The organism is Luteimonas fraxinea, assembly GCF_021233355.1.
Classification (GTDB): Bacteria; Pseudomonadota; Gammaproteobacteria; order Xanthomonadales; family Xanthomonadaceae; genus Luteimonas; species Luteimonas fraxinea.
Map to the genome: position 1 here is coordinate 2,436,854 of NZ_CP089507.1, position 19,794 is coordinate 2,456,647.

General features: G+C 68.2%; 18 protein-coding genes. 13 read left to right on the forward strand and 5 right to left on the reverse strand.

Translation table 11 applies throughout. The features are described 5' to 3' along the window. The first annotated feature begins 59 nt into the window (after positions 1-59). On the forward strand, positions 60-2,072 hold the full coding sequence (locus LU699_RS10920) for an LTA synthase family protein (protein ID WP_232580162.1): 2,013 nt from the start codon (positions 60-62) through the stop codon (positions 2,070-2,072). Here LU699_RS10920 and LU699_RS10925 read toward each other — a convergent pair. Beyond that, complete coding sequence (locus LU699_RS10925; RefSeq protein WP_232137498.1) at positions 2,008-3,429, reverse strand: coniferyl aldehyde dehydrogenase; 1,422 nt, start codon at positions 3,427-3,429, stop codon at positions 2,008-2,010. The genes LU699_RS10920 and LU699_RS10925 overlap by 65 nt on opposite strands. A 59-nt stretch (positions 3,430-3,488) precedes the next feature. On the opposite strand from LU699_RS10925, the gene LU699_RS10930 reads away from it, so the two are divergent. The 9 genes from LU699_RS10930 (at position 3,489) to LU699_RS10970 (ending at position 12,745) form a co-directional block, all read left to right on the forward strand. Further along, the gene (locus tag LU699_RS10930) at positions 3,489-4,031 is read left to right on the forward strand and encodes a gamma carbonic anhydrase family protein (protein ID WP_232137496.1); all 543 of its coding nucleotides are present in this window, start codon (positions 3,489-3,491) and stop codon (positions 4,029-4,031) included. Positions 4,032-4,112: 81 nt separating this feature from the next. Then, positions 4,113-4,796 carry an RDD family protein gene (locus LU699_RS10935; protein WP_232137493.1) on the forward strand — a complete coding sequence of 228 codons (684 nt, stop codon included), beginning with the start codon at positions 4,113-4,115 and terminating at the stop codon, positions 4,794-4,796. Then, on the forward strand, positions 4,793-5,794 hold the full coding sequence (locus LU699_RS10940; RefSeq protein WP_232137492.1) for a stage II sporulation protein M: 1,002 nt from the start codon (positions 4,793-4,795) through the stop codon (positions 5,792-5,794). Before LU699_RS10935 ends, LU699_RS10940 begins: the two co-directional genes overlap by 4 nt. Then, positions 5,784-7,397 carry a DUF4129 domain-containing protein gene (locus tag LU699_RS10945; RefSeq protein ID WP_232137490.1) on the forward strand — a complete coding sequence of 538 codons (1,614 nt, stop codon included), beginning with the start codon at positions 5,784-5,786 and terminating at the stop codon, positions 7,395-7,397. The genes LU699_RS10940 and LU699_RS10945 overlap by 11 nt, the downstream gene beginning before the upstream one ends. After that, complete coding sequence (locus tag LU699_RS10950) at positions 7,397-8,521, forward strand: DUF4350 domain-containing protein (protein WP_232580163.1); 1,125 nt, start codon at positions 7,397-7,399, stop codon at positions 8,519-8,521. Before LU699_RS10945 ends, LU699_RS10950 begins: the two co-directional genes overlap by 1 nt. 8 nt (positions 8,522-8,529) lie before the next feature. Next, a complete protein-coding gene (locus LU699_RS10955; protein ID WP_232137488.1) occupies positions 8,530-9,522 on the forward strand; it encodes an AAA family ATPase in 993 nt (330 codons plus the stop codon). 34 nt (positions 9,523-9,556) lie between these two features. Next, entirely contained in the window at positions 9,557-10,858 is a 1,302-nt protein-coding gene (locus LU699_RS10960; RefSeq protein ID WP_232137487.1) for a DUF58 domain-containing protein, read from the forward strand. 164 nt (positions 10,859-11,022) lie between these two features. Beyond that, on the forward strand, positions 11,023-11,601 hold the full coding sequence (locus LU699_RS10965) for a DUF4410 domain-containing protein (RefSeq protein WP_232137486.1): 579 nt from the start codon (positions 11,023-11,025) through the stop codon (positions 11,599-11,601). A 79-nt stretch (positions 11,602-11,680) separates the two neighbouring features. Further along, positions 11,681-12,745 (forward strand): sensor domain-containing diguanylate cyclase, encoded by a 1,065-nt coding sequence (locus tag LU699_RS10970; protein ID WP_232137485.1) that lies wholly within the window; start codon positions 11,681-11,683, stop codon positions 12,743-12,745. 21 nt (positions 12,746-12,766) lie between these two features. Here LU699_RS10970 and LU699_RS10975 read toward each other — a convergent pair whose 3' ends face one another. From LU699_RS10975 to LU699_RS10985, 3 genes are read right to left on the reverse strand one after another with little or no spacing between them, the layout of a single operon-like run. Continuing rightward, positions 12,767-13,141 carry a YciI family protein gene (locus tag LU699_RS10975; protein ID WP_232137484.1) on the reverse strand — a complete coding sequence of 125 codons (375 nt, stop codon included), beginning with the start codon at positions 13,139-13,141 and terminating at the stop codon, positions 12,767-12,769. A gap of 24 nt (positions 13,142-13,165) precedes the next feature. Continuing rightward, on the reverse strand, positions 13,166-13,408 hold the full coding sequence (locus tag LU699_RS10980; RefSeq protein ID WP_232137483.1) for a DUF3297 family protein: 243 nt from the start codon (positions 13,406-13,408) through the stop codon (positions 13,166-13,168). A 60-nt stretch (positions 13,409-13,468) separates the two neighbouring features. Beyond that, complete coding sequence (locus LU699_RS10985) at positions 13,469-13,753, reverse strand: DUF4031 domain-containing protein (protein WP_232150218.1); 285 nt, start codon at positions 13,751-13,753, stop codon at positions 13,469-13,471. A 364-nt stretch (positions 13,754-14,117) separates the two neighbouring features. On the opposite strand from LU699_RS10985, the gene LU699_RS10990 reads away from it, so the two are divergent. Continuing rightward, entirely contained in the window at positions 14,118-15,173 is a 1,056-nt protein-coding gene (locus LU699_RS10990) for a porin (protein WP_232137480.1), read from the forward strand. A 126-nt stretch (positions 15,174-15,299) separates the two neighbouring features. Then, positions 15,300-17,312 (forward strand): BCCT family transporter, encoded by a 2,013-nt coding sequence (locus LU699_RS10995; RefSeq protein ID WP_232580164.1) that lies wholly within the window; start codon positions 15,300-15,302, stop codon positions 17,310-17,312. A gap of 1,023 nt (positions 17,313-18,335) precedes the next feature. Here LU699_RS10995 and LU699_RS11000 read toward each other — a convergent pair. Beyond that, a complete protein-coding gene (locus tag LU699_RS11000) occupies positions 18,336-18,899 on the reverse strand; it encodes a DUF3016 domain-containing protein (RefSeq protein ID WP_232137476.1) in 564 nt (187 codons plus the stop codon). A 220-nt stretch (positions 18,900-19,119) separates the two neighbouring features. Between LU699_RS11000 and LU699_RS11005 the strand changes: the two genes are divergently transcribed. After that, positions 19,120-19,782: a murein L,D-transpeptidase catalytic domain family protein gene (locus tag LU699_RS11005; RefSeq protein WP_232137474.1), complete on the forward strand. Its 663-nt coding sequence runs from the start codon at positions 19,120-19,122 to the stop codon at positions 19,780-19,782. Positions 19,783-19,794 lie beyond the last annotated feature (12 nt).

Here is a 19,794-nt window from a genome sequence, read left to right on the forward strand (position 1 = left end):
CCGACATGCCCGGGTCGATCCTGTACAGGCCGCGGATGGCGCGGCGTGTGGATCTGGACATGACGCTGCGGAATGCGATGACGCGCCTGAAACCGGTGCTGGGCATGGGTGTGCTCGGCCTCGTCGTGCTCGGCGTGTCGCGGCTGGGGCTGGCGCTGTGGCAGCGGGCGGCGGTGGACGAGGTCCAAGGCTGGGTGCCGGTGCTGGTGCAGGGCCTGCGCGTCGACATCGCCAGCCTGTGCCTGCTGTTCGTGCCGCTGGCGGCACTCTTGCTGCTGTTGCCTGCGGCGGTCTACGACGCGCGCTGGGTGCGCCGCATCGCGACGGGCTGGCTCGCGCTCGCGATGACGCTGCTGGTCTGGCTGGAACTCGCCACGCCCGGCTTCATGCGCGAGTACGGCCTGCGGCCCGACCGCGTGTTCGTCGAATATCTGGTCTATCCGCGTGAGGTACTTTCGATGCTCGCCGAAGGGCGGCCGCTGGAATGCATCGGCGTGCTGCTGCTGACCGCGGCGGCGGCCTTGGCCAGCTTGCGGCTCGCCCGACGCGGATGGCCGGCGCAGCCGATGCCCGCCGGCGGCGCGGTGCTGCGCGTGGGCCTCGCGGTGCTGGTGCTCGGCATCGGCGCGCTCGGTGTGCGCTCGACGCTGGGCCACCGGCCGATGAATCCGGCGATGCTGGCCTTCAGCACCAATCCCACGGTCAATGCGCTGCCGCTGAACTCGTTCTACTCGCTGGCGTTTGCGATGCGCGGCTGGCTGCAGCATGAGGACACCGCCGGATCGCTGTATGGCGAACTGCCGGCGGACACGGTGCTCGCATCGGTCCGGGCCGGCACCGGCCTGCCGGCTTCGGCGTTCACCGATCCGGCCTTGCCGACGCTCGCCGCGCGCGCTCCCGTATGGCGCGGCAAGCCGAAGAACCTGGTGATCGTGCTGGAGGAAAGTCTCGGTGCGCAGTTCATCGGCAGCCTCGGCGGGCGCCCGCTGTCGCCCGAGTACGACCGCCTGAGCGAACAGGGCTGGGCCTTCGAGCGGTTGTACGCGACCGGCACGCGCTCGGTGCGCGGCATCGAGGCCGTGGTCGCCGGCTTCGCGCCGACGCCGGCGCAGGCGGTGGTCAAGCGCGCGCGCAGCCAGCAGGGCTTCTTCACCCTCGCCGACGTGCTGCGCCGGCGTGGATACGACACGACGTTCTACTACGGCGGCGAAAGCCACTTCGACAACATGCGCGGCTTTTTCCTCGGCAACGGCTTCTGCCGCGTAGTCGAGCAGCGCGACTATCGCGCGCCGGCCTTCGTCGGCTCCTGGGGCGTGTCCGACGAGGATCTGTTCGCGCGTGCCAACGACGAGTTCGCGCGCCTGCATGCGGACGGCAAGCCGTTCTTCGGGTTCGTGTTCACCTCGAGCAACCACGATCCCTTCGAGTTTCCGACCGGGCGCATCACCCCGTTCGAGCAGCCGCTGCAGACGCGCAACAACGCCGCGAAGTACGCCGACCACGCGCTGGGCGGATTCTTCGACCAGGCGATGGCCAGCGACTACTGGAACGACACGGTGTTTCTCGTCGTCGCCGATCACGACTCGCGCGTCTTCGGCCGCGATCTGGTGCCGGTCGACAACTTCCATATTCCGGGACTGATCCTCGGCGCGGGCATCGCGCCGCGTCGCGACGACCGCATCGCCAGCCAGATCGATCTGGGGCCGACGCTGCTGTCCTTGATCGGCATCGCCGACGCCACGCCGATGACCGGACGCGATCTGGCCGATCCCACGATGCGCCTGCCCGGTCGCGCGCTGATGCAGTACGACCGCAACTTCGCGTGGCTGCAGGGCGACGACGTGGTCGTGCTGCAGCCCGACAAGGTGCCGAGCCAGTACCGCTACGTGCCGGGCAAGGGCCGCCTGCAGCCCGCGGCGCTGTCGCCGTTGCTCGCGCGCGAGGCACACGCGCAGGCGCTGTGGGGATCGCTCGCGTATGAGCGTGGCTGGTATGGATTGCCGAGGGTCAACGCGCCAGAAAATCCACCAGCTTCGCGATCCGCGCATACGGCGGTCGCAGCCAATCGGTAACCGCGACGCGCGACTGCCACAGCACCGGCAGCGCCTTGGTCATTGCATCGAAACCGGCGCGGCCGTGATACGCGCCCATGCCGCTGGGACCGACGCCGCCGAACGGCAGCCGGTTCGCGGCGAAATGCAGCAGGGTGTCGTTGACGGTGACGCCGCCGGCGACGGTGCGGGCGAGGATCGCCTCGGCCTGGGCGCGATCGCCGAAGGGATACAGCGCCAGCGGCCGGTCGCGTGTTTCGACGAAGGCGATGGCGTCGTCGAGCGAGCTGTAGGAAATCACCGGCAGGATCGGCCCGAAGATTTCCTCGCGCATCACGTCGCTGTCGTCGCCGGGGTCGACGACCAGCGTCGGCGCGAGCGCGCGCGCGCCGTCGACCTCGAGCAGCGGCAGCACGGTCAGGCCGCGGGTGCGCGCATCGTCGAGCAGGCCGGTCAGGCGCGCATGCTGCGCGTCGCTGACGATGTGCGTGTAATCCGATGCCCGCGTGCCGGCATCGGCATAACGCGCCTGCACCTCGAAGCGCAGCGCTTCCATCAGCGCGTCGCGGCGTGCGGCATCGACCAGCACGTAGTCCGGCGCGATGCAGGTCTGTCCGGCGTTGAACAGCTTGCCGGTGACCAGCCGCGACGCGGCCTTGTCGAGTGGATAGCCGGGGCAGATGATCGCCGGCGACTTGCCGCCGAGTTCCAGCGTCAGCGGGGTGAGGTTCGGGGCCGCCGCGGCCATGACCTTGCGACCCACTGCGGTGGAGCCAGTGAACACCAGGTGGTCGAACGGCAGGCCGGCAAACGCGGCGCCGATGTCGGCATCGCCCAGCGCGACGGCGACGCGGTCGGCCTGAAAGACTTCGGCCAGCAGCGAGCGCAGGAATGCGCTGCTGCGCGGCGTGTGTTCGGACGGCTTGAGATAGACGTGGTTGCCGGCGGCGATCGCGGTCGCCAGCGGAATCAGCGCCAGATTCACCGGGTAGTTCCAAGGCGCGATCACACCGACCACGCCCAGCGGCACCGGACGCACTTCGGCGCGTGCCGGCCACAGTTTCCAGCCCACGCCAACGCGGCGCGGGCGCATCCAGCCGCGCAGATGGCTGCGCAGCGCATCGATCTCCGACAGCACGGTCATGCCGTCGGCGATCAGCGATTCGGAGCGCGCGCGATGGCCGAAGTCGGCCGAGATCGCGTCGGCCATCTCGTCCAGGCGTCGCGCGAATGCAGCGCGCAGGCGGGCGAGATCGTCGCGGCGCTGCGCGGCATCCGGGCGACCGCTGCGCCAGGCCGCGCGCAAGGCATCTAGGGTCGGTCGCAGGTCCGCGACCGGCGTCGCGGCGGGTGTCGAATCGGTCGGGGCGGTGTCCATCGCCGCAGTGTAGCGTCGGCGTCGCGGCATTCCGGCAGGGCCGCAGGTAGACTCCGGCGATGGACTTGAGACCCTATCGGAACACCGCCCCGCGCCTCGGTGCACGCGTCTATGTGGACCCTGCAGCAACGGTGATCGGCGATGTCGTGCTCGGCGACGACGTGTCGGTGTGGCCGGCGACGGTGATCCGTGGCGACGTGAACCACGTGCACATCGGCGCGCGCACCAGCGTGCAGGACGGCACCGTGATCCACGTCAGCCACGCCGGCCCGCATGCCAAGCGCGGCGGCTTCCCGACCCTGATCGGCAGCGACGTCACCATCGGCCACAAGGCGGTGATCCACGCCTGCACGATCGAGGACGCGGCGCTGATCGGCATGGGCGCGCTGGTGCTCGACGGCGCGGTGGTGAAGAAGCACGCGTTCGTGGCCGCAGGTGCGGTGGTGTCACCGGGCAAGGTGGTCGGCGAAGGCGAGCTGTGGGTCGGCAATCCGGCGCGCTGCGTGCGCAAGCTCGACGATGCGCAGATCGAAGGCCTGTACTACAGCGCCGCGCATTACGTGCGTCTCAAGGACGAATATCTCGCCGCGCTGGCGGGCTGAGCAGCGCAGGGGCAGGGCACGACGCATGACGCACAGGGACGACGCGCATTCGCGCATGACCGCACGGAGCCGCGGCGCCTGATGCTCGATACGGTCCGCGAGGTCCACACGCCCGAGGGCGTCGCGTTGCGCCTGCCGGCCGCCGGCCCGGTGCCGCGTGCGGTGGCGTGGCTGATCGACCTGGCGATCCGCGGCGCGCTGCTGATGGCGATCTCGATCGTGCTCGGCATGCTCGGCAAGTTCGGCTCGGGCCTCTACATGATCGTGCTGTTCGTCGTGTTCTGGGGCTATCCGGTGGTCTTCGAAGCGCTGTACGGCGGGCAGACGCCGGGCAAGCGCGCACTGAGCCTGCGCGTGGTCTCGGCCGACGGCGCGCCGATCGGCTGGATGGCGAGTTTCGTGCGCAATCTGATGCGCACCGTCGACATGCTGCCCTTCGGCTACGGCGCGGGTCTGGTCGCGAGCCTCGCCGATCCCTGGAGCCGGCGGCTCGGCGACATGGTCGCCGGCACGCTGGTGATCCATGCGCCACGCGAGCGCACGCGCATCGACGCGTTGCAGATCGCGCCGCAGGCACCGGCCGCGCCGTTGCAGGCGCACGAGCAGATCGCGGTGATCGCATTCGCCGAACGCGCGCACGCGTTGACCGGCGAACGCCAGCAGGAGCTGGCCGACATCGCCACACCGGTCACCGGTGCACGCGGCGAAACCGGCGTGCTGCGATTGCTGGGCGTGGCCAACTGGTTGCTGGGGCGACGCGCATGAGGCAGGACGCGTTCGTCGCCCGGCACGAGCCCGAGTGGGATGCGTTCGAGCGCTGGCTCGATGCGCGCGAAGGCAGTCCGCGACGCGCGCGTGCGACGCGTCGCGACTGGGACGGACTGGTCGACGAGGACGTGCCCTCGCGCTATCGCCGTCTGTGCCAGCAGCAGGCACTCGCCCGCCGGCGCGGCTACAGCCCGCAGGTCACTGCGCGGCTGCAGGCGCTGATGCAGCGCGGCCACAACGTGCTCTATCGCCCGCCACCGCCGCCGTGGCGACGCGCGCTGCGCTTCCTGCTCGCCGATTTCCCGCGGCTGGTGCGCGCGCAGCGCGGCTGCCTGTGGGCCGCGCTGGTGCTGTTCGCGGTGCCGCTGGTGCTGATGTTCGTGCTGATCCAGCAGTGGCCGGAACTCGCCTACGGGGTGATGTCCCCCGAGCAGCTGGCGCAGATGGAGGGCATGTACGACCCGGCGCGCGCGGCCGAGCGCTTCGCGCGCGAGAGCCAGAGCGACATGGAGATGTTCGGCTACTACATCTGGAACAACGTCAGCATCGGTTTCCGCACCTTCGCCAGCGGTCTGCTCGCCGGCGTCGGCACGATCTTCGTGCTGATCTTCAACGGCATTTTCATCGGCACGGTCGCCGGACATCTGCAGGCGATCGGCCACGGCGGTCCGTTCTGGCGCTTCGTCGTCGGCCATTCGGCGCCGGAACTCACCGCGATCGTCATCGCCGGTGCCGGTGGCCTGCGGCTCGGACTCGCGCTGGTCGCGCCGGGCCAGCTGCGCCGCGTCGATGCGCTGGTGCAGGCGGGACGCGACGGTGGCCGGCTGTGTCTCGGCATTCTCTTCATGCTGGTGTTCGCGGCGTTCGTCGAAGCGTTCTGGTCGTCGACCGGGGCGATTCCCGATCCGATCAAGTTCGGTGTGGGCGGTGGCCTGTGGCTGCTGACCGGGCTGTGGCTGTGGCGCGGCGGACGCGGGGTGGCCGATGCGCGTTGAGACCGTGCAGGTGGAGCTGCGACCGCGCACCGCCTGGGAAGCGATGGAGCTCGGCAACGCGCTGGTGCGCCGCCACGCGCTCGCGATCTGGGGCCCGTCGCTGCTGCTCGGGCTGCCGGTGTTCGTGGTGCTCAACGCACTGGGCTGGGCGATCGACCAGTTGTGGCTGTCCGCGCTGCTGCTGTGGTGGCTCAAGCCGGTGTTCGATCGCGTGCCGCTGTTCGTGCTGTCGCGCGCGGTGTTCGGCGCGGCGCCGGGCATGCGCGCGACACTCGATGCGCAATGGCGCTGGGGCTGGCGGCCGCTGATCGGGCATCTAACGTGGCGCCGGTTCAGTCCCTGGCGCGCGGCGACGCTGCCAGTGGATCTGCTCGAAGGTCTGTCCGGCGCGCCGCTCGCGCAGCGGCGACGTCTGCTCGCCGACGGCATCGGCGGACACGCGCTGCTGCTGACCGTGATCTGCCAGTTGTTCGTGGCCGCGTTGCTGCTGTCGCTGACGACGCTGGTGCTGATGTTCGTGCCGACCGAACTGCTGTCCGAATCGGCACGCGCGATGTGGGCGCTGATCTCCGAACAGCCGCCGCGCTGGGTGCAGGTGCTCGGCAATCTCGCGTTCTGGATGGCGATCGGGCTGGTCGAGCCGTTCTACATCGGCGCCGGCTTCGGCCTGTATCTCAACCGTCGCACGCAGCTGGAAGCCTGGGACTTGGAGATCGCGTTCCGGCGTCTGCGCGCGCGCCTGGCGCCTGCGGCGACGCTGGTGGTCGGCCTGCTGCTCGCCGGCCTGATGCTGGCGCCGGTGTCGGGGCATGCGCAGGACCCGGCGACCGCCGGCGACGACGGCACGCGCGAGATCAATCCGACCAAAACCTGGCGGCCTGGCGAACGCAAGCAGGACGTCGCGCAGGACGATGCGGCGCAGACGCCGACGCTCCCGCAGGTCTTCGGACGCCTCAAGGACGGCGCAGCGTTCCAGCGCGCGATCGAACGTGCCTATGCCGATCCGTTGCTCGACAACAAGCGCGAGGTCATGCGTTGGCAGCGCAAGGACGCCGACGACGAGAAAGAAGACGAGAAAAGCCGACCGACGCCGAACACCGGCCTATTGGCCGCGATCGGACAGGTCTTCGCGCTGATCGCCGAATACGGCCTGTGGCTGGTGCTCGCGATCGTCGTCGGCGTGCTCGCCTGGACCGCGCGCCGCTGGTGGCCGTGGATGCGCGGCACGCTGGGGCCCGTGCGCGAGCCGAGCGAAATCGTGGTCGAAGCCGCGCCACCACCGCCGGAAGCATTGCCCGCGGATCTGGTCTCCGAAGTGCGCCGGCTGTGGGCCGAGGGCCGGCATCGTCGCGCGCTGGCGCTGCTGTATCGCGGCGGCGTCGAGGCGATGGTCGCGCGCGCCGGCGTGACCCTGGTGCCGGGCGCGACCGAGGCGCAGGTCCTGCGCGCGTCGCGACGCTTGCCCGATGCCGAAGACCGCGATGCGTTCGCCGAAATGGTGCGCGTCTGGCAGCGCGCCGCCTACGGCCAGCGGCTGCCGGATGATGCCGGCCTCGACGCGTTGCTGACGCGTCTGGTGCCGCGTTTCGGATGGTTCGCCTGATGCGCTGGCCTACCCGCATCGCACTCGCCGCACTCGGTGCGTTGATCATCGCGCTCGGCGTCGCGTGGTTCCTGCACACGCACGAGCGCGTGGCCGACACCGTCGATGTGCCGCCGCGTGGCGAGGCCGTCTACAACCCGCTGTACGCATTGCGCGAAACACTGCGCGCCGATGGCGTGGAGGCGCGTTCGCGCCAGCGTCTGCAACTCTCCAGCGTGCCGCTTGGACCGCGCGACACCGTGCTGCTCTACAGCGAACCGCGCACGCTGCTGCCGTCGGAAGTCGAAGCGCTGCTCGGCTGGGTCGACGGCGGCGGCCATCTGCTGGTGCGCACGCCGTTGCCGCGCCGCCGCGCGGATGCCGCGCGTCCCTGGGATCTGCTCGAACGCCTCGGCGTGCACACCGTCGACGGCCGCACGCACTGCGAACCGCTGCTGGTGACCGGGCAGGGCGGCCATATCGAGTTCTGCAACGGCCGCCGGTTCCTCGTCGATGCAGAACCGCTGCTCGAATGGGGCGACAGCGGCGAGGACGGTCTGGTGTTCGCGCGACTGGCGCATGGCGCCGGCAGAGTCGACGTGCTCGCCGACTTCGATTTCATGCGCAATGCCGATCTGCGCGAAGTGCCGCACGCGCTGCTGACCCGGCAGCTGCTGGCGCCGAACTGGGGCGCGGGCACCGTGCATCTGGTGTACGCCGCCAGCGTGCCGCCGCTGTGGTACCAGATCCTCACCCGAGGCTGGATGGCGTGGGGCCCGTTGCTGCTCGCGCTGCTCGCCTGGCTGTGGATGCGTACGCAGCGGCTCGGTTCGGTGTTGCCGGCGCCGCCGGTCGCACGGCGCGCGCTGCTCGAGCACGTCGCCGCGAGTGGCGAACATCTCGTGCGCTACGGCCGCGCGCCGCTGCTGTACGACGCGGTGCGCACGGCGTTTCTCGATCGCCTGCGCCGGCGCGACCCACTCGCCGCCGCGCTCGAAGGCGAGGCCGGCATCGAGGCCATCGCCACGCGCACCGGCGTGTCGCCACGCGATGTCCGCCATGCCTTGCAGGCGCCCCGACCCGATGATGCGACGGCGTTCCGCCAGCGCATTGCCCGACTGATCCAGATGCGAAACAACCTGTGAGCCAGACCATGACCGAACTGTCCGTGCCCCCGTCCGCACCGATCACCGGCGACGCCCTTGCCGCGCGCGTCGCCGCCGTCCGGGACGAAGTCTCCAAGGCCTTCATCGGCCAGCCCGAGGTGCTCGACCAGATCCTGGTCGCGCTGCTCGCCGGTGGTCACGTGCTGATCGAAGGCGTGCCCGGCCTCGGCAAGACGCTGCTGGTGCGCGCGCTGTCGGCAGTGCTCGGCTGCAACTTCGCGCGCGTGCAGTTCACGCCCGACCTGATGCCCAGCGACGTCAGCGGCCACGCGGTGTGGGACACCAAGAGCGAGACCTTCGTGGTCCGTCGCGGCGCGATCTTCACCAATCTGCTGCTGGCCGACGAGATCAACCGTGCGCCGGCCAAGACCCAGTCCGCACTGCTCGAAGCGATGCAGGAACAGCAGGTCACCATCGAAGGCCACAGCTTCGAACTGCCGCCGCCGTTCATGACGCTGGCGACGCAGAATCCGGTCGAACAGGAAGGCACGTATCCGCTGCCCGAAGCACAGCTCGATCGTTTCCTGCTCAAGGTGCTGATCGACTATCCCGAACATGCCGACGAAGTCGCGATGGTGACCGCGATCAGCAGCGGCAAGGTCGCGGCCGATTTCGACCTGTCGCAACTCAAGACCGTGCTGCAGCCGGGCGAGATCGTCGCGCTGCAGCAGGGCACCGCGGCGACGGTGGTCGATGCGGCGGTGATCGATTACGCGGTGCGCATCGCCGCGGCCACGCGCAAATGGCCGGGCATCGCACTCGGCGCCGGCCCGCGCGGCAGCCTCGCGCTGGTGCGTGCGGCACGTGCGCAGGCGGTGCTGTCGGGCCGCGATTTCGTCACGCCCGACGACATCCGCGAGATCGCCACGCCGGCGCTGCGCCATCGCATCGCGCTCGCGCCGGAGCTGCAGATCGAAGGGCAGGACGCCGACCAGGTGCTGCAGGCGCTGCTGGCGCGCGTGGAGGCGCCGCGCAAGTGAGCCCGTTGCGAAGTCCGCACGTGAGCCGCTCTACATGAGGCCGACGATCGCCCTCGTCGTGCTGCTCGTCGTCTGGGGCCTGGGCGGCGTCGCCGCGTCGCTGTGGCCTGCGGCGGTGCTGCCGTGGAACGTCTTCGGTACGGCGCTGTTGCTGCTGTCGATTCTCGATCTCGTACTGCTGTTACGACGTCCGACGCCGGATGTCGTGCGCACGATGGCCGAGGCCTGGCCGATCGGCATCGCGCGGCCGGTGTCGCTGCAGGTCGAAGGCGGCCCGCAGGTCCAGCATCTCGAGGTGTTCGATCTGCACCCACCGGGCTGGCGCGTCGATGGCCTGCCGCGACGCCTGCGATTGACGCCCGGCACCGTGTCGCGCGTCGACTACACCCTGCAGCCTGACATGCGCGGCGCAGCAACGTTCGACGGCGTGCAGCTGCGGCTGCGCTCGCCGCTCGCGCTGTGGCGGCAGCGGCGCGGCGCCGGTACGCGCCACCAGGTGCGCGTGTTCCCGAACTTCGCACCGCTGACGCGCTTCGCATTGCTTAGCGCCGACCGCGCCTCACGACTGGTCGGCGCGCACATCAAGCGCCGCCGCGGCGAGGGCACCGATTTCCACCAGATGCGCGAGTACCGCGTCGGCGACAGCCTGCGCCAGATCGACTGGAAGGCGAGTTCGCGCGCCCGCAAGCTGATCTCGCGCGAGTACCAGGACGAAAAGAACCAGCAGCTCGTCGTCGTGCTCGACACCGGTCGGCGCATGCTCGCCCAGGATGGCGCGCTGTCGCATTTCGACCACGCGCTCGATGCCGCGCTGGTCGTGTCCTATCTCGCGTTGCGCCAGGGCGACGCGGTCGGCCTGTTCGCAACCGGCGGCGAGAGTCGCTGGATGGCCCCGCAGCGCGGCATGGGCGCGGTCGACACACTGCTGCGTGTCAGTCACGACCTGCAGCCGCAAGCGGTCGCGACCGACTATCTGGCCGCTGCGACCGAACTGTCGCTGCGCCAGCGCCGTCGTGGCTTGTTGATGCTGGTGACCAATCTGCGCGACGAGGACATCGAGGACGTGCTGGCCGCGGTACGCATGCTGCAGAAGCGGCATCTGGTGATCGTCGCGTCCCTGCGCGAACGCGCGCTCGACGAGGTGCTGTCGACCGAGGTCCGCGACCACGACGATGCGATCCGCGCCGGCGCCACCGCCCGCTATCTCGCCCAGCGCAAGGCCGCGCACGACGCACTGCGCAACCATCGCATCGCCGTGCTCGACGTCACCGGCGAAGAGCTGCCGTCGGCGCTGGTCGAGCGCTATCTGGCGGTGAAGCGGGATGGGTTGCTGTAGGGGCTGCCAACCCTGTCCCGTAAGCAGGGGAGGGCTCAAAGCCTGGTCCTCCTTTCACCTGCAGTGAATGGAATCCCCGCTAGAAACAAAGCGCGCGCACCGGACGCTGCGCAGGGGGAGTGGTCCGGGGTCGCGCGATGCCAGCCATCCGACGAGGCCTTGCCATGCACATCCGCACCCCTGTGAATCCCTCCGCGGCACGCTTGCCGCGCATCTTCCGTGCCCTAGCCCTGCTCGGCGCAGCCGCACTGCTGTCCGCATGCGCGGCGACGGTGCAGCGACCTACGGCCGCGCCTGTCGATCCGGTCGCGATCAATGGCGATGTGCGCCAGGTCGTGCTGGTCGTCGAAGGCAGCGATACCGCTCGGGCGCAGGAGGACTGGGCGGATTTCCGCGCCCTGTGGAACGACGCGATCCGCACGTCCGCCACCGCGGCCGGCATCCAGGGCAGCGTGCGCGACAGCCGGCCGGCGTCGCTGGACCCGCCGGGTGTGGTCGTGGCGGTGCGTGTCGACAGCTTCCGCTACGTCTCCACCGGAGCGCGCTACGGCCTCGGCGTGATGACCGGCAATGCGCACATCAAGGCCAGCGCGCAGTTCATCGAAGTGCCCGGCGGCAAGGTCGCGGCGACGCGGACCTACGACACCGCGTCGAGCGCGTGGCAGGGCATCTTCGCGCCGATGACGGTCAAGCAGGTGCAGGCGATCACCGACCAGATCGTCGCCGAAGCACGCGGCGGCTGACCGACGCCGGCCTCACGATCGACCGGCGTACAGTGCGCGTGGGCGGTTCGCCGCCCGGGCCATAGGCCGGGAGGACGCGATGGGGGAGCGCGACGCAGGAGCAGGAGCCGGGCATGCCGGTGCGGGCGGCCGCGCGTCGCTGCAGCGCATCCTCGCGCGCGTCTCACGCGAGGCCCTGCAGGACGGTGCGCTCGACGGGGTGATGCAGCGGATCGTAGATGTCGTCGCCGCGGAGCTGCCGGTCGCGGTCGTCAGCATCATCCTGCTCGACGAGGCCGGCGAGGCCTTCGTGCAGGAAGTCTCGGCCGGCACGTTCGATCTGTCGCCGATGACCTGGCCGTGGCCGCTCAGCGTCGGCGCTGCAGGGCGCTGCGCACGACTGGGCGAACCGCAGCTGATCGTCGACGTCGACACCGATACCGACTACCTCGCCGGCAACTGCGAGGTGCGTTCGGAGTATCTGGTGCCGATCCGCCACCGAGCGCGCCTGCACGGCGTGCTGAATATCGAAAGTGCCGATGCCGTGTTCTTCGACGACGACATGCGTGACGCCTTCGACGCGATCGCCGACCAGATCGCGGGCGCGATCCACTTCGCGCGCATCGCCGCGGCGCTGGAAGACGCGAATGCGCGGCTGCAGCAGATGTCGATGGTGGATGGCCTGACCGGCATCGCGAACCGGCGCGCGTTCGACCAGGCGCTGGACGCGATGCTGCGGCGACTGCGTGCTGCGGGTCAGCCGATGGTGCTGTTGCTGGCCGACGCCGACTACTTCAAGGCGCTCAACGACGCGCTCGGACATCTGCACGGCGACGAATGCCTGCGCGCGATCGCGGGTGTGTGCGCGGCTGCGGCAGCAGACGCCGATGGACTGGCGGCGCGCTTCGGCGGCGAAGAATTCGCGGTGCTGCTGCCCGGCCACGACGCGGGTCTGGCATGGAGCGCTGCGGAAGCGTTGCGCGGCGGTATCGAAGCGCTGGCGCTGCCGCATCCGGCATCGTCACTGGCGCAGGTGGTGACGGTCAGTGTCGGCGGCGTGGTGTCGGGGCCGGACGACACGCGCGAAGCGAATGCGCTGATCGAAGTGGCCGATCGCGCGCTTTATGTGGCGAAAGCGTCCGGCCGCAACCGCGTGCAGATCTGATCCGGCACGCGGCGGTAGTGCTCAGGCGCCGACGCGCGTGCGTACCAGACCGACATCGCGCACCGGGCGCACTTCGATGCTGCCGGTGCGCGCCCACGGGAACTCGCCCGCGATGCGCAATGCGTCTTCCTCGCTGTCGGCTTCGATCAGGTTGAAGCCGGCCAGCATTTCCTTGGTTTCGGAGAACGGACCGTCGAACACCTGCGTACGACCGCCGCGCGTACGCACGGTCTTGGCGGTGGTCGCATGTTCGAGCTGCTGGAACCCGAGCAGCGTGCCCTCGGCCTGCAACGCATCGGCGTGCTGCAGGCAACCGCGCATCATCGTGTCGTATTCGCCCTCGGCCAGACCGTCGAGCAGTGTGTCGTCGGTGTAGATCAGCAGCAGGTACTGCATCGGGCGCGTCCTCGGATGGGCGGGTCAGGCTTCCAGATGGAAGTAGGGTTCCACGGTGCCACGCAGCTTGACCGTCAGCGGCTGGCCCCGGCGATCGAGCGCACGGCCGGCGGCGACGCGGATCCAGCCTTCGCTGACGCAGTATTCCTCGACGTCACGCCGCTCGTTGCCGTTGAAGCGGATCCCGATGCCGCGATTCATCGCCGCCTCGTTGTAGTGCTGGCTGCGCGGATCGTTGGAGAGATGGTCGGGCGGCGTATCGGTCATGGCGTCGGAATGCAGTGTGGAGACTGCGCGCAGGATACCGCCGGCGCGTGCAGGCTTCACCTACGGTGCCTCGCCGCGTCCCTGCCGGCGCGCATTCGCGATCACCGCGCGCACGAGCGCACGATCGTGGTGACGCGAGATCGGCATCGCACCCAGCGTGATCGCACGCGCGCGCATCGCCGCGGTCACGTCGTAATGCGCGCCGCTGGTGCGGTCCTGGAACGCGCGCCGCGACATGCCGAGCAGGGCCGCGAAGGCGTGCAGTTCGTCGAGTGTGTCGGCGAGCAGATGCGCCCAGCGCTCGCCGCGCCAGGGATGGACCGCATCGTCGACGTAGACAGTCATGAACGGGCCTGCACATCGGCATCATCGCCGTTCATGAATCATAGCGGGCGCATGTGGCGACGCATGCATCGGGCTTTGCGCCCGGCCATCACATTTTTCTCTCCGCCGTGCCTACGCCTGCAGATATTCCGTCCGGCGAATGGAGGCGCGTGCGCGTTGCATACTCATGGACGCGTGAAAACCCCTGTTTTCAAGCCGTTTTCTGCAGTTCTGAAATTTCGTGCATTTGGGGGTTCGTGCAGAAATCGTTAAGATGGCCGGTCTGCATTGCGTTTACGAATTTATCGAGGAGGGCAGACCCGTCGTGATTTCGCGCGGTTTCAAGTGGTTGTTGTGTGGTGTTTTCGTGGCTGCGGCGCCCGCCGTGTCGGCTGAAGAAAGTGCCGACGAGACACCCGGTTTCGAACTCGGCGGCGCGGTCCGCTTCAATTACGGGTGGCTCGATTACGGGCCCAGCAGCGGTCCCGAGCTCGAACTCCTCCGGGTCGATGCACGCGGCAACGCCGGTCCGGCGTTCTTCTCGCTGCAATACCGCTGGTACGACGGATTCGACGCCGTGCACCACGCTTACGCGGGCTGGAAACTCGAAGACGGCAGCGATGGCGCCACGTCCGACATCCGCGCCGGTATCCAGCAGGTCCCGTTTGGTCTGCTGCCCACCGCCTCGCACAGTTTCTGGTTCGGTTCGGGCTACTACCTCGGCCTCGAGGACGATTACGACCTCGGCGTGGTGTGGCAGCGCCAGTCTGGCGCGCACCAGTGGAACGCGGGTGTATTCTCGGGCGACGAGTACGGCACCGGCGCGAACTTCGACCGCTATTCCTTCGATGTCGCGACGACCGAGGATCTGCCCTACCGCGAGCGCGAACGCGGCATCGTGCGTTACGAGCACACCAGTGAAGCCGACGGTTGGGAAACCACCTGGGGCGCATCGGCCTTCGCCGGTCGCATCGAGAACCGCTTCGATGGTGGCAAGCACGACCACACCGGCGCTGCCGTGCACGGGCAGTGGGTGCGCGGTCCGCTGACGCTGCAGGCGCAGTGGGCGCGCTACCGCTACGACAATCCGGAATCGCGCATCGCGATGTCGGCTTTCATGTTCCCGTTCGAGATCGCATCGCAGGCCGACGTGCCGACGTTCAACGTCGCCTATGACGTGCAGCGCACCGGCTGGTTCGACAGCATCACTTGCTACAACAACGCCAGCGCGACGCTGCCGGTCGGCAACGATCCCGGACTGCGCGATTCGATCCAGAACGTCACCGGCTGCAGCTTCGGTAAGGGCGTGATGCTGACCTACGTCGACTGGATCGCAGGCAAGAACATGTGGTTCGCCGGCGGCCCCGGCATCGGCGTGCGCGATCCGGCCAACGACGGCTGGCACTCGCGCCTCAACGTCAACATCGGCTTCTACTTCTGATTTACGGCCGGGCGCGCTGCCCGGCCGCATCGATACGGCCGCCGGTCGCCGGCGGTTTCACCTGGACGCGGCAGCACCTGGCTCACCCTGTGGCCGCGCTGTCGCGTCCTGCCCTGAGGACTTTCCATGAACGATCCCACCGTGCGCCCGGATACCGATCCGGTCGCGCCGCCAGAACGCTGGCACTCGCGCATTCTCGGTCCCGTGTTTTATCCATCGGCGCTGATCGTGCTGGCCTTGATCGTGATGTCGTTCGTCGCGCCCGAGGCGATGGAGACGATGTTCGGCCACGCCAAGACCTGGGTCGCCGACGAGGCAGGCTGGTTCACCGTGCTCACGGTCGCCGGCTTCCTGGTCTTCATCGTCGGCATCGCGATCAGCGGCTTCGGTCGCCTGAAACTCGGCCCTGACCACAGCAGTCCCGATTACAGCTACGCGACCTGGTTCGCGATGCTGTTCGCGGCCGGCATGGGCATCGGCCTGATGTTCTTCGGTGTTGCCGAACCGATCATGCATTACGCCGAACCGCCGGTCGGCGATGCGCAGACGGTTGCCGCTGCGCGACAGGCGATGCGCATCACGTTCTTCCACTGGGGCATCCACGCGTGGGCGATCTACGCGGTGGTCGCGCTGTCGCTGGCGTACTTCGCGTATCGCCACGGTCTGCCGCTGCGTATCCGCTCGTCGCTGTATCCGCTGATCGGTGATCGTATCTACGGCCCGATCGGCCACGCGGTCGACACGTTCGCGGTGCTCGGCACGATCTTCGGCCTCGCCACGTCGCTGGGCCTGGGCGTGATCCAGATCAACACCGGTCTTAACTACCTGTTCGACACGCCGGTCGGCACGACGACACAGGTGATCCTGATCAGCGTGATCACGCTGATCGCGACGGGTTCTGTCGTCAGCGGTCTGGACAAGGGCGTGCGTCGTCTGTCCGAACTCAACATGATCATGGCGGTGGCGCTGCTGGCCTTCGTGCTGATCGCCGGACCGACGGTCTATCTGATGCAGACCTTCGTGCAGAACACCGGCATGTACATCTCGAACGTCTTCGCGATGACGTTCAACCTGTACGCCTACGAATCCCGTGGCACCTGGCTGGGCGGCTGGACGCTGTTCTACTGGGGCTGGTGGATCGCCTGGTCCCCGTTCGTCGGCATGTTCATCGCGCGCATCTCGCGTGGCCGCACGATCCGCGAGTTCGTCGTCGGCGTGCTGCTGGTGCCGCTGGGCTTCACCTTCCTGTGGATGACGATCTACGGCAACACCGCGCTGCATATGGTCATGGTCGATGGTGCGACGCAGCTGGTCGATGCAGTGGCGGCCGACAGTTCGGTCGCGATCTTCCAGTTCCTCGAGAACCTGCCGTTCTCGACGATCACCTCGGGTCTGGCGACCGCGCTGGTGGTGATCTTCTTCGTGACGTCGTCCGACTCCGGCTCGCTGGTGATCGACATGCTCACGACGAAGGGCGAGGAGGAATCGCCTGTTTGGCAGCGCATCTTCTGGGCGCTGGCCGAGGGCATCGTCGCGATCGCACTGCTGCTGGCCGGTGGCCTGGCCGCGCTGCAGGCGGCGACGATCGCATCCGCGCTGCCGTTCACGGTGGTCATGATCCTGATGTGCTGGGGCATGGTGCGGGCGATGCGTCTGGAAGTGGTCAAGCGCGACAGCCTCCGCGATGCGCGCATTGCACCGGTCGGCATCGGCGGCGGCGGCGACTGGAAGGCGCGCCTGCGCTCGCTCGCCCATCACCCGATGCAGAAGGAAGTGCTCGCGTTCCTGCAGACACAGGTCAAGCCGGCATTCGAGGACGTGGCCGCGGAGCTGCGCAAGCAGAACCTCGATGTCGCGGTCGAAGAAGGGGAGGACGGCCGCATCTGGCTGCAGGTCGGCCATGGCGAAGAGATGGATTTCTTCTACTCCGTGCGCCCGGTGCCGTACGAGCCGCCGAGCTTCATGTTCGAAGATCCGCGCCGTCGCCGGAAGGAGACCGACCGCTTCTATCGCGGAGAGGTCCACCTGCGCGAAGGCGGTCAGGATTACGACGTGATGGGCTGGCGCAAGGACGAGCTGATCCACGACGTGCTCGACCAGTATCAGCGCCACATCCACTTCCTCAACGTCGTGCGTTGAGACAGCGCGGCCTCCGGTGCGGACGCATTGGGGCCCGACGCCGGCGTGGTGACATCACACGCCGGTTGATCCGGATCGGGAAGGCCACGTGTTCGCACGTGGCCTTTCTCTTTATGCGGACTTGAAAGGGCTTTTCTGGGTTCTACCTGTCTTCTACGACAGTGCTCCTGCTCCTGCTCTTGCTGGGCTTTGGTTTTGGTCTTGCTCTGGCTTTGGCTTCCAGGTTTTGACTGGAATCGAGCCGTAGAGCGAGCCGAGCACCGGAGCCTGGCGTGGCCGAAGAGCAGCCCATGTCTGAGCGCAGCGAGTTTGGGCTGCGTGCCGCATCAGGCGAGGAGCACAGGGGACCGATGCGGCTCCATCGCATCGGCTCGCGTCCGGCGAAGGGGGTTTTTGGTTCCCTTTTTGGCCCGTCAAAAAGGAACTCGCACGCGCAGCGGGCGAAAGCCCTGCACTTGCTTCAGCTTCTTCGCTCGTCGCTTTGCGACTTCGAGGTCCCGGGCGAAGACTAATGAATCAACCGCAGGAGCGAAGATCAAAGACAGGGCTTCCGCGCTGTCGCGCGGCTTACTTTTGTCTCGGCAAAAGTAAGCAAAACCGTCTTCGCCGGACGCGATCCGCCGCGATACAGCTGCGGCGGTCCCCTGCGCTTCTCGGACGACGGGGCACGCAGCCCAAACTCGCTGCGCTCAGACATGGGCTGCTCTTCGACCCCGTCGCCCTGCGATGCTCGGCTCGCTCTACGGCTCGATTCAAGTCAAAGGCGAGAAGCCAGAGCCGAAGCCAAAGCCAAAGCAGAAGAGAAAGCGGCCAGAGTGAGTGCTGGAGCCAAATCCAGAACGGGTAAAGAAGACTCGCGAACCTCGGTTGACATGTCCGCACGTGCGGCGATCGTGACGACGGCTGTCCGATCGTGAGGCGCCCGGAGTTTAAGTGGAGCACATCCTCATCAACCGGAACGGGTTTATGTGGACGCAACAAAAAAGCCGCGCAATCGCGCGGCTTCTTCGAGTCCACCGACCCTCAGCGCTGCGCGATCGCAGGTCGCAGATCGCGTCGCAGCCAGTCGTCGATCAGCTGCTTCTCGTAACGCAGCGCATCACTGTTCATCGCCGAGCCCGCGCGGTTGAGGAAGCCCATGTCGCGCAACTCGCGCGGGCCTTCGGCGATCACGGCGCCGCTGGAATCGCGCAGTACGAAGTCGAGATCGATCCGCGGCGGATAGTGGTCCTTGATGATGCGCACGTGGTCGAAGCGCGGACCGTTCCACGGCTCGTACATGCCGGCGCGGCGGATGTCGCGGATGGTCACGTCGAGCGTGCTGCCAGCCGGCAGTTCGCGCTCCGCGCGCTGGCGCACGTAACGGGCAATCTGCTCGACCCAGTCACCGCGGCGGGCTTCCCAGCGATTGCCACTGAGGCGGATATCGGAGAAAGCCTCGGGATCGGTCCACTGCACCGCGACCGGACTGTCGCCGTTCAGGCTGCGTGGCAGTTCCGGATCGGTGACGTCGTTGCCGGCAAGCGCCGGCATCGCAAGGGCGATCAGCGCGGCGGCGAGCAACAGGGGCAGGGATCGGCGATGCATCGCGGGTACTCCCGACTGCGGGCGGTGCGCGCAGGATGGATGACTGGAATTCGATCATGCGCCGGGTGGGCTTAACCGGCAATCAAGGCGTTGCAGCGGTTCAGGGCCTGCAGACCCGGTTTTTTTTCCGTCTCTTTTGTGGGCGCCCCTTGGCAGAGGGAAAAGCGTGCTGACTGGGCAAATAGTGCGGCTGCGACGCCGCAGCGATACGCTTGCCTGCATGCATACGATCGTCGCCCGCACACTGCTGTTCCTGTCGCTGCTGGCGACGTCATCGATGCTGCAGGCTGCCGACGCCACGCTCGACACCCTGTCCGCCGCCGCGCCGGCGCTCGATCGCGACGTGCTGTCGCTCGCGCTCGATGCGCGCGCATGCGCTGCGCGGGATCACGAGGTCGGACGCCGGCTCGCGGTCATCGACTACTCGCGTCCATCGACCGACGTCCGCATGTGGATCTTCGATATGCAGACCGGGCGCCTGCTGCACGCCGAGCATGTCGCGCATGGCCGCGGCAGCGGCGACAACGTGCCCACCGTGTTCTCCGATGTCGAAGGCAGCTACCAGTCGAGCCTCGGCCTGTTCTCGACGGCCGAAACCTACACCGGGCAGAACGGGTATTCGCTGCGCATGGATGGACTGGAGCCCGGCATCAACGGCCGTGCGCGCGAGCGGTTGATCGTCATGCACGGCGCCGATTACGTGGATCCGGAACAGGCGCGTCGGCAGGGCCGGCTCGGGCGCAGCTGGGGGTGTCCCGCCGTGCGCGATGAAGTGACCCAGGCGGTGATCGACGATCTCAAGGACGGCCAGTTGCTGTTCGTCTACGCCGACGATCCGTCATGGCGGCGCGACTCGAAGCTGTTGCGCTGCCCGGCACGCTGAACGGTCCGCGCG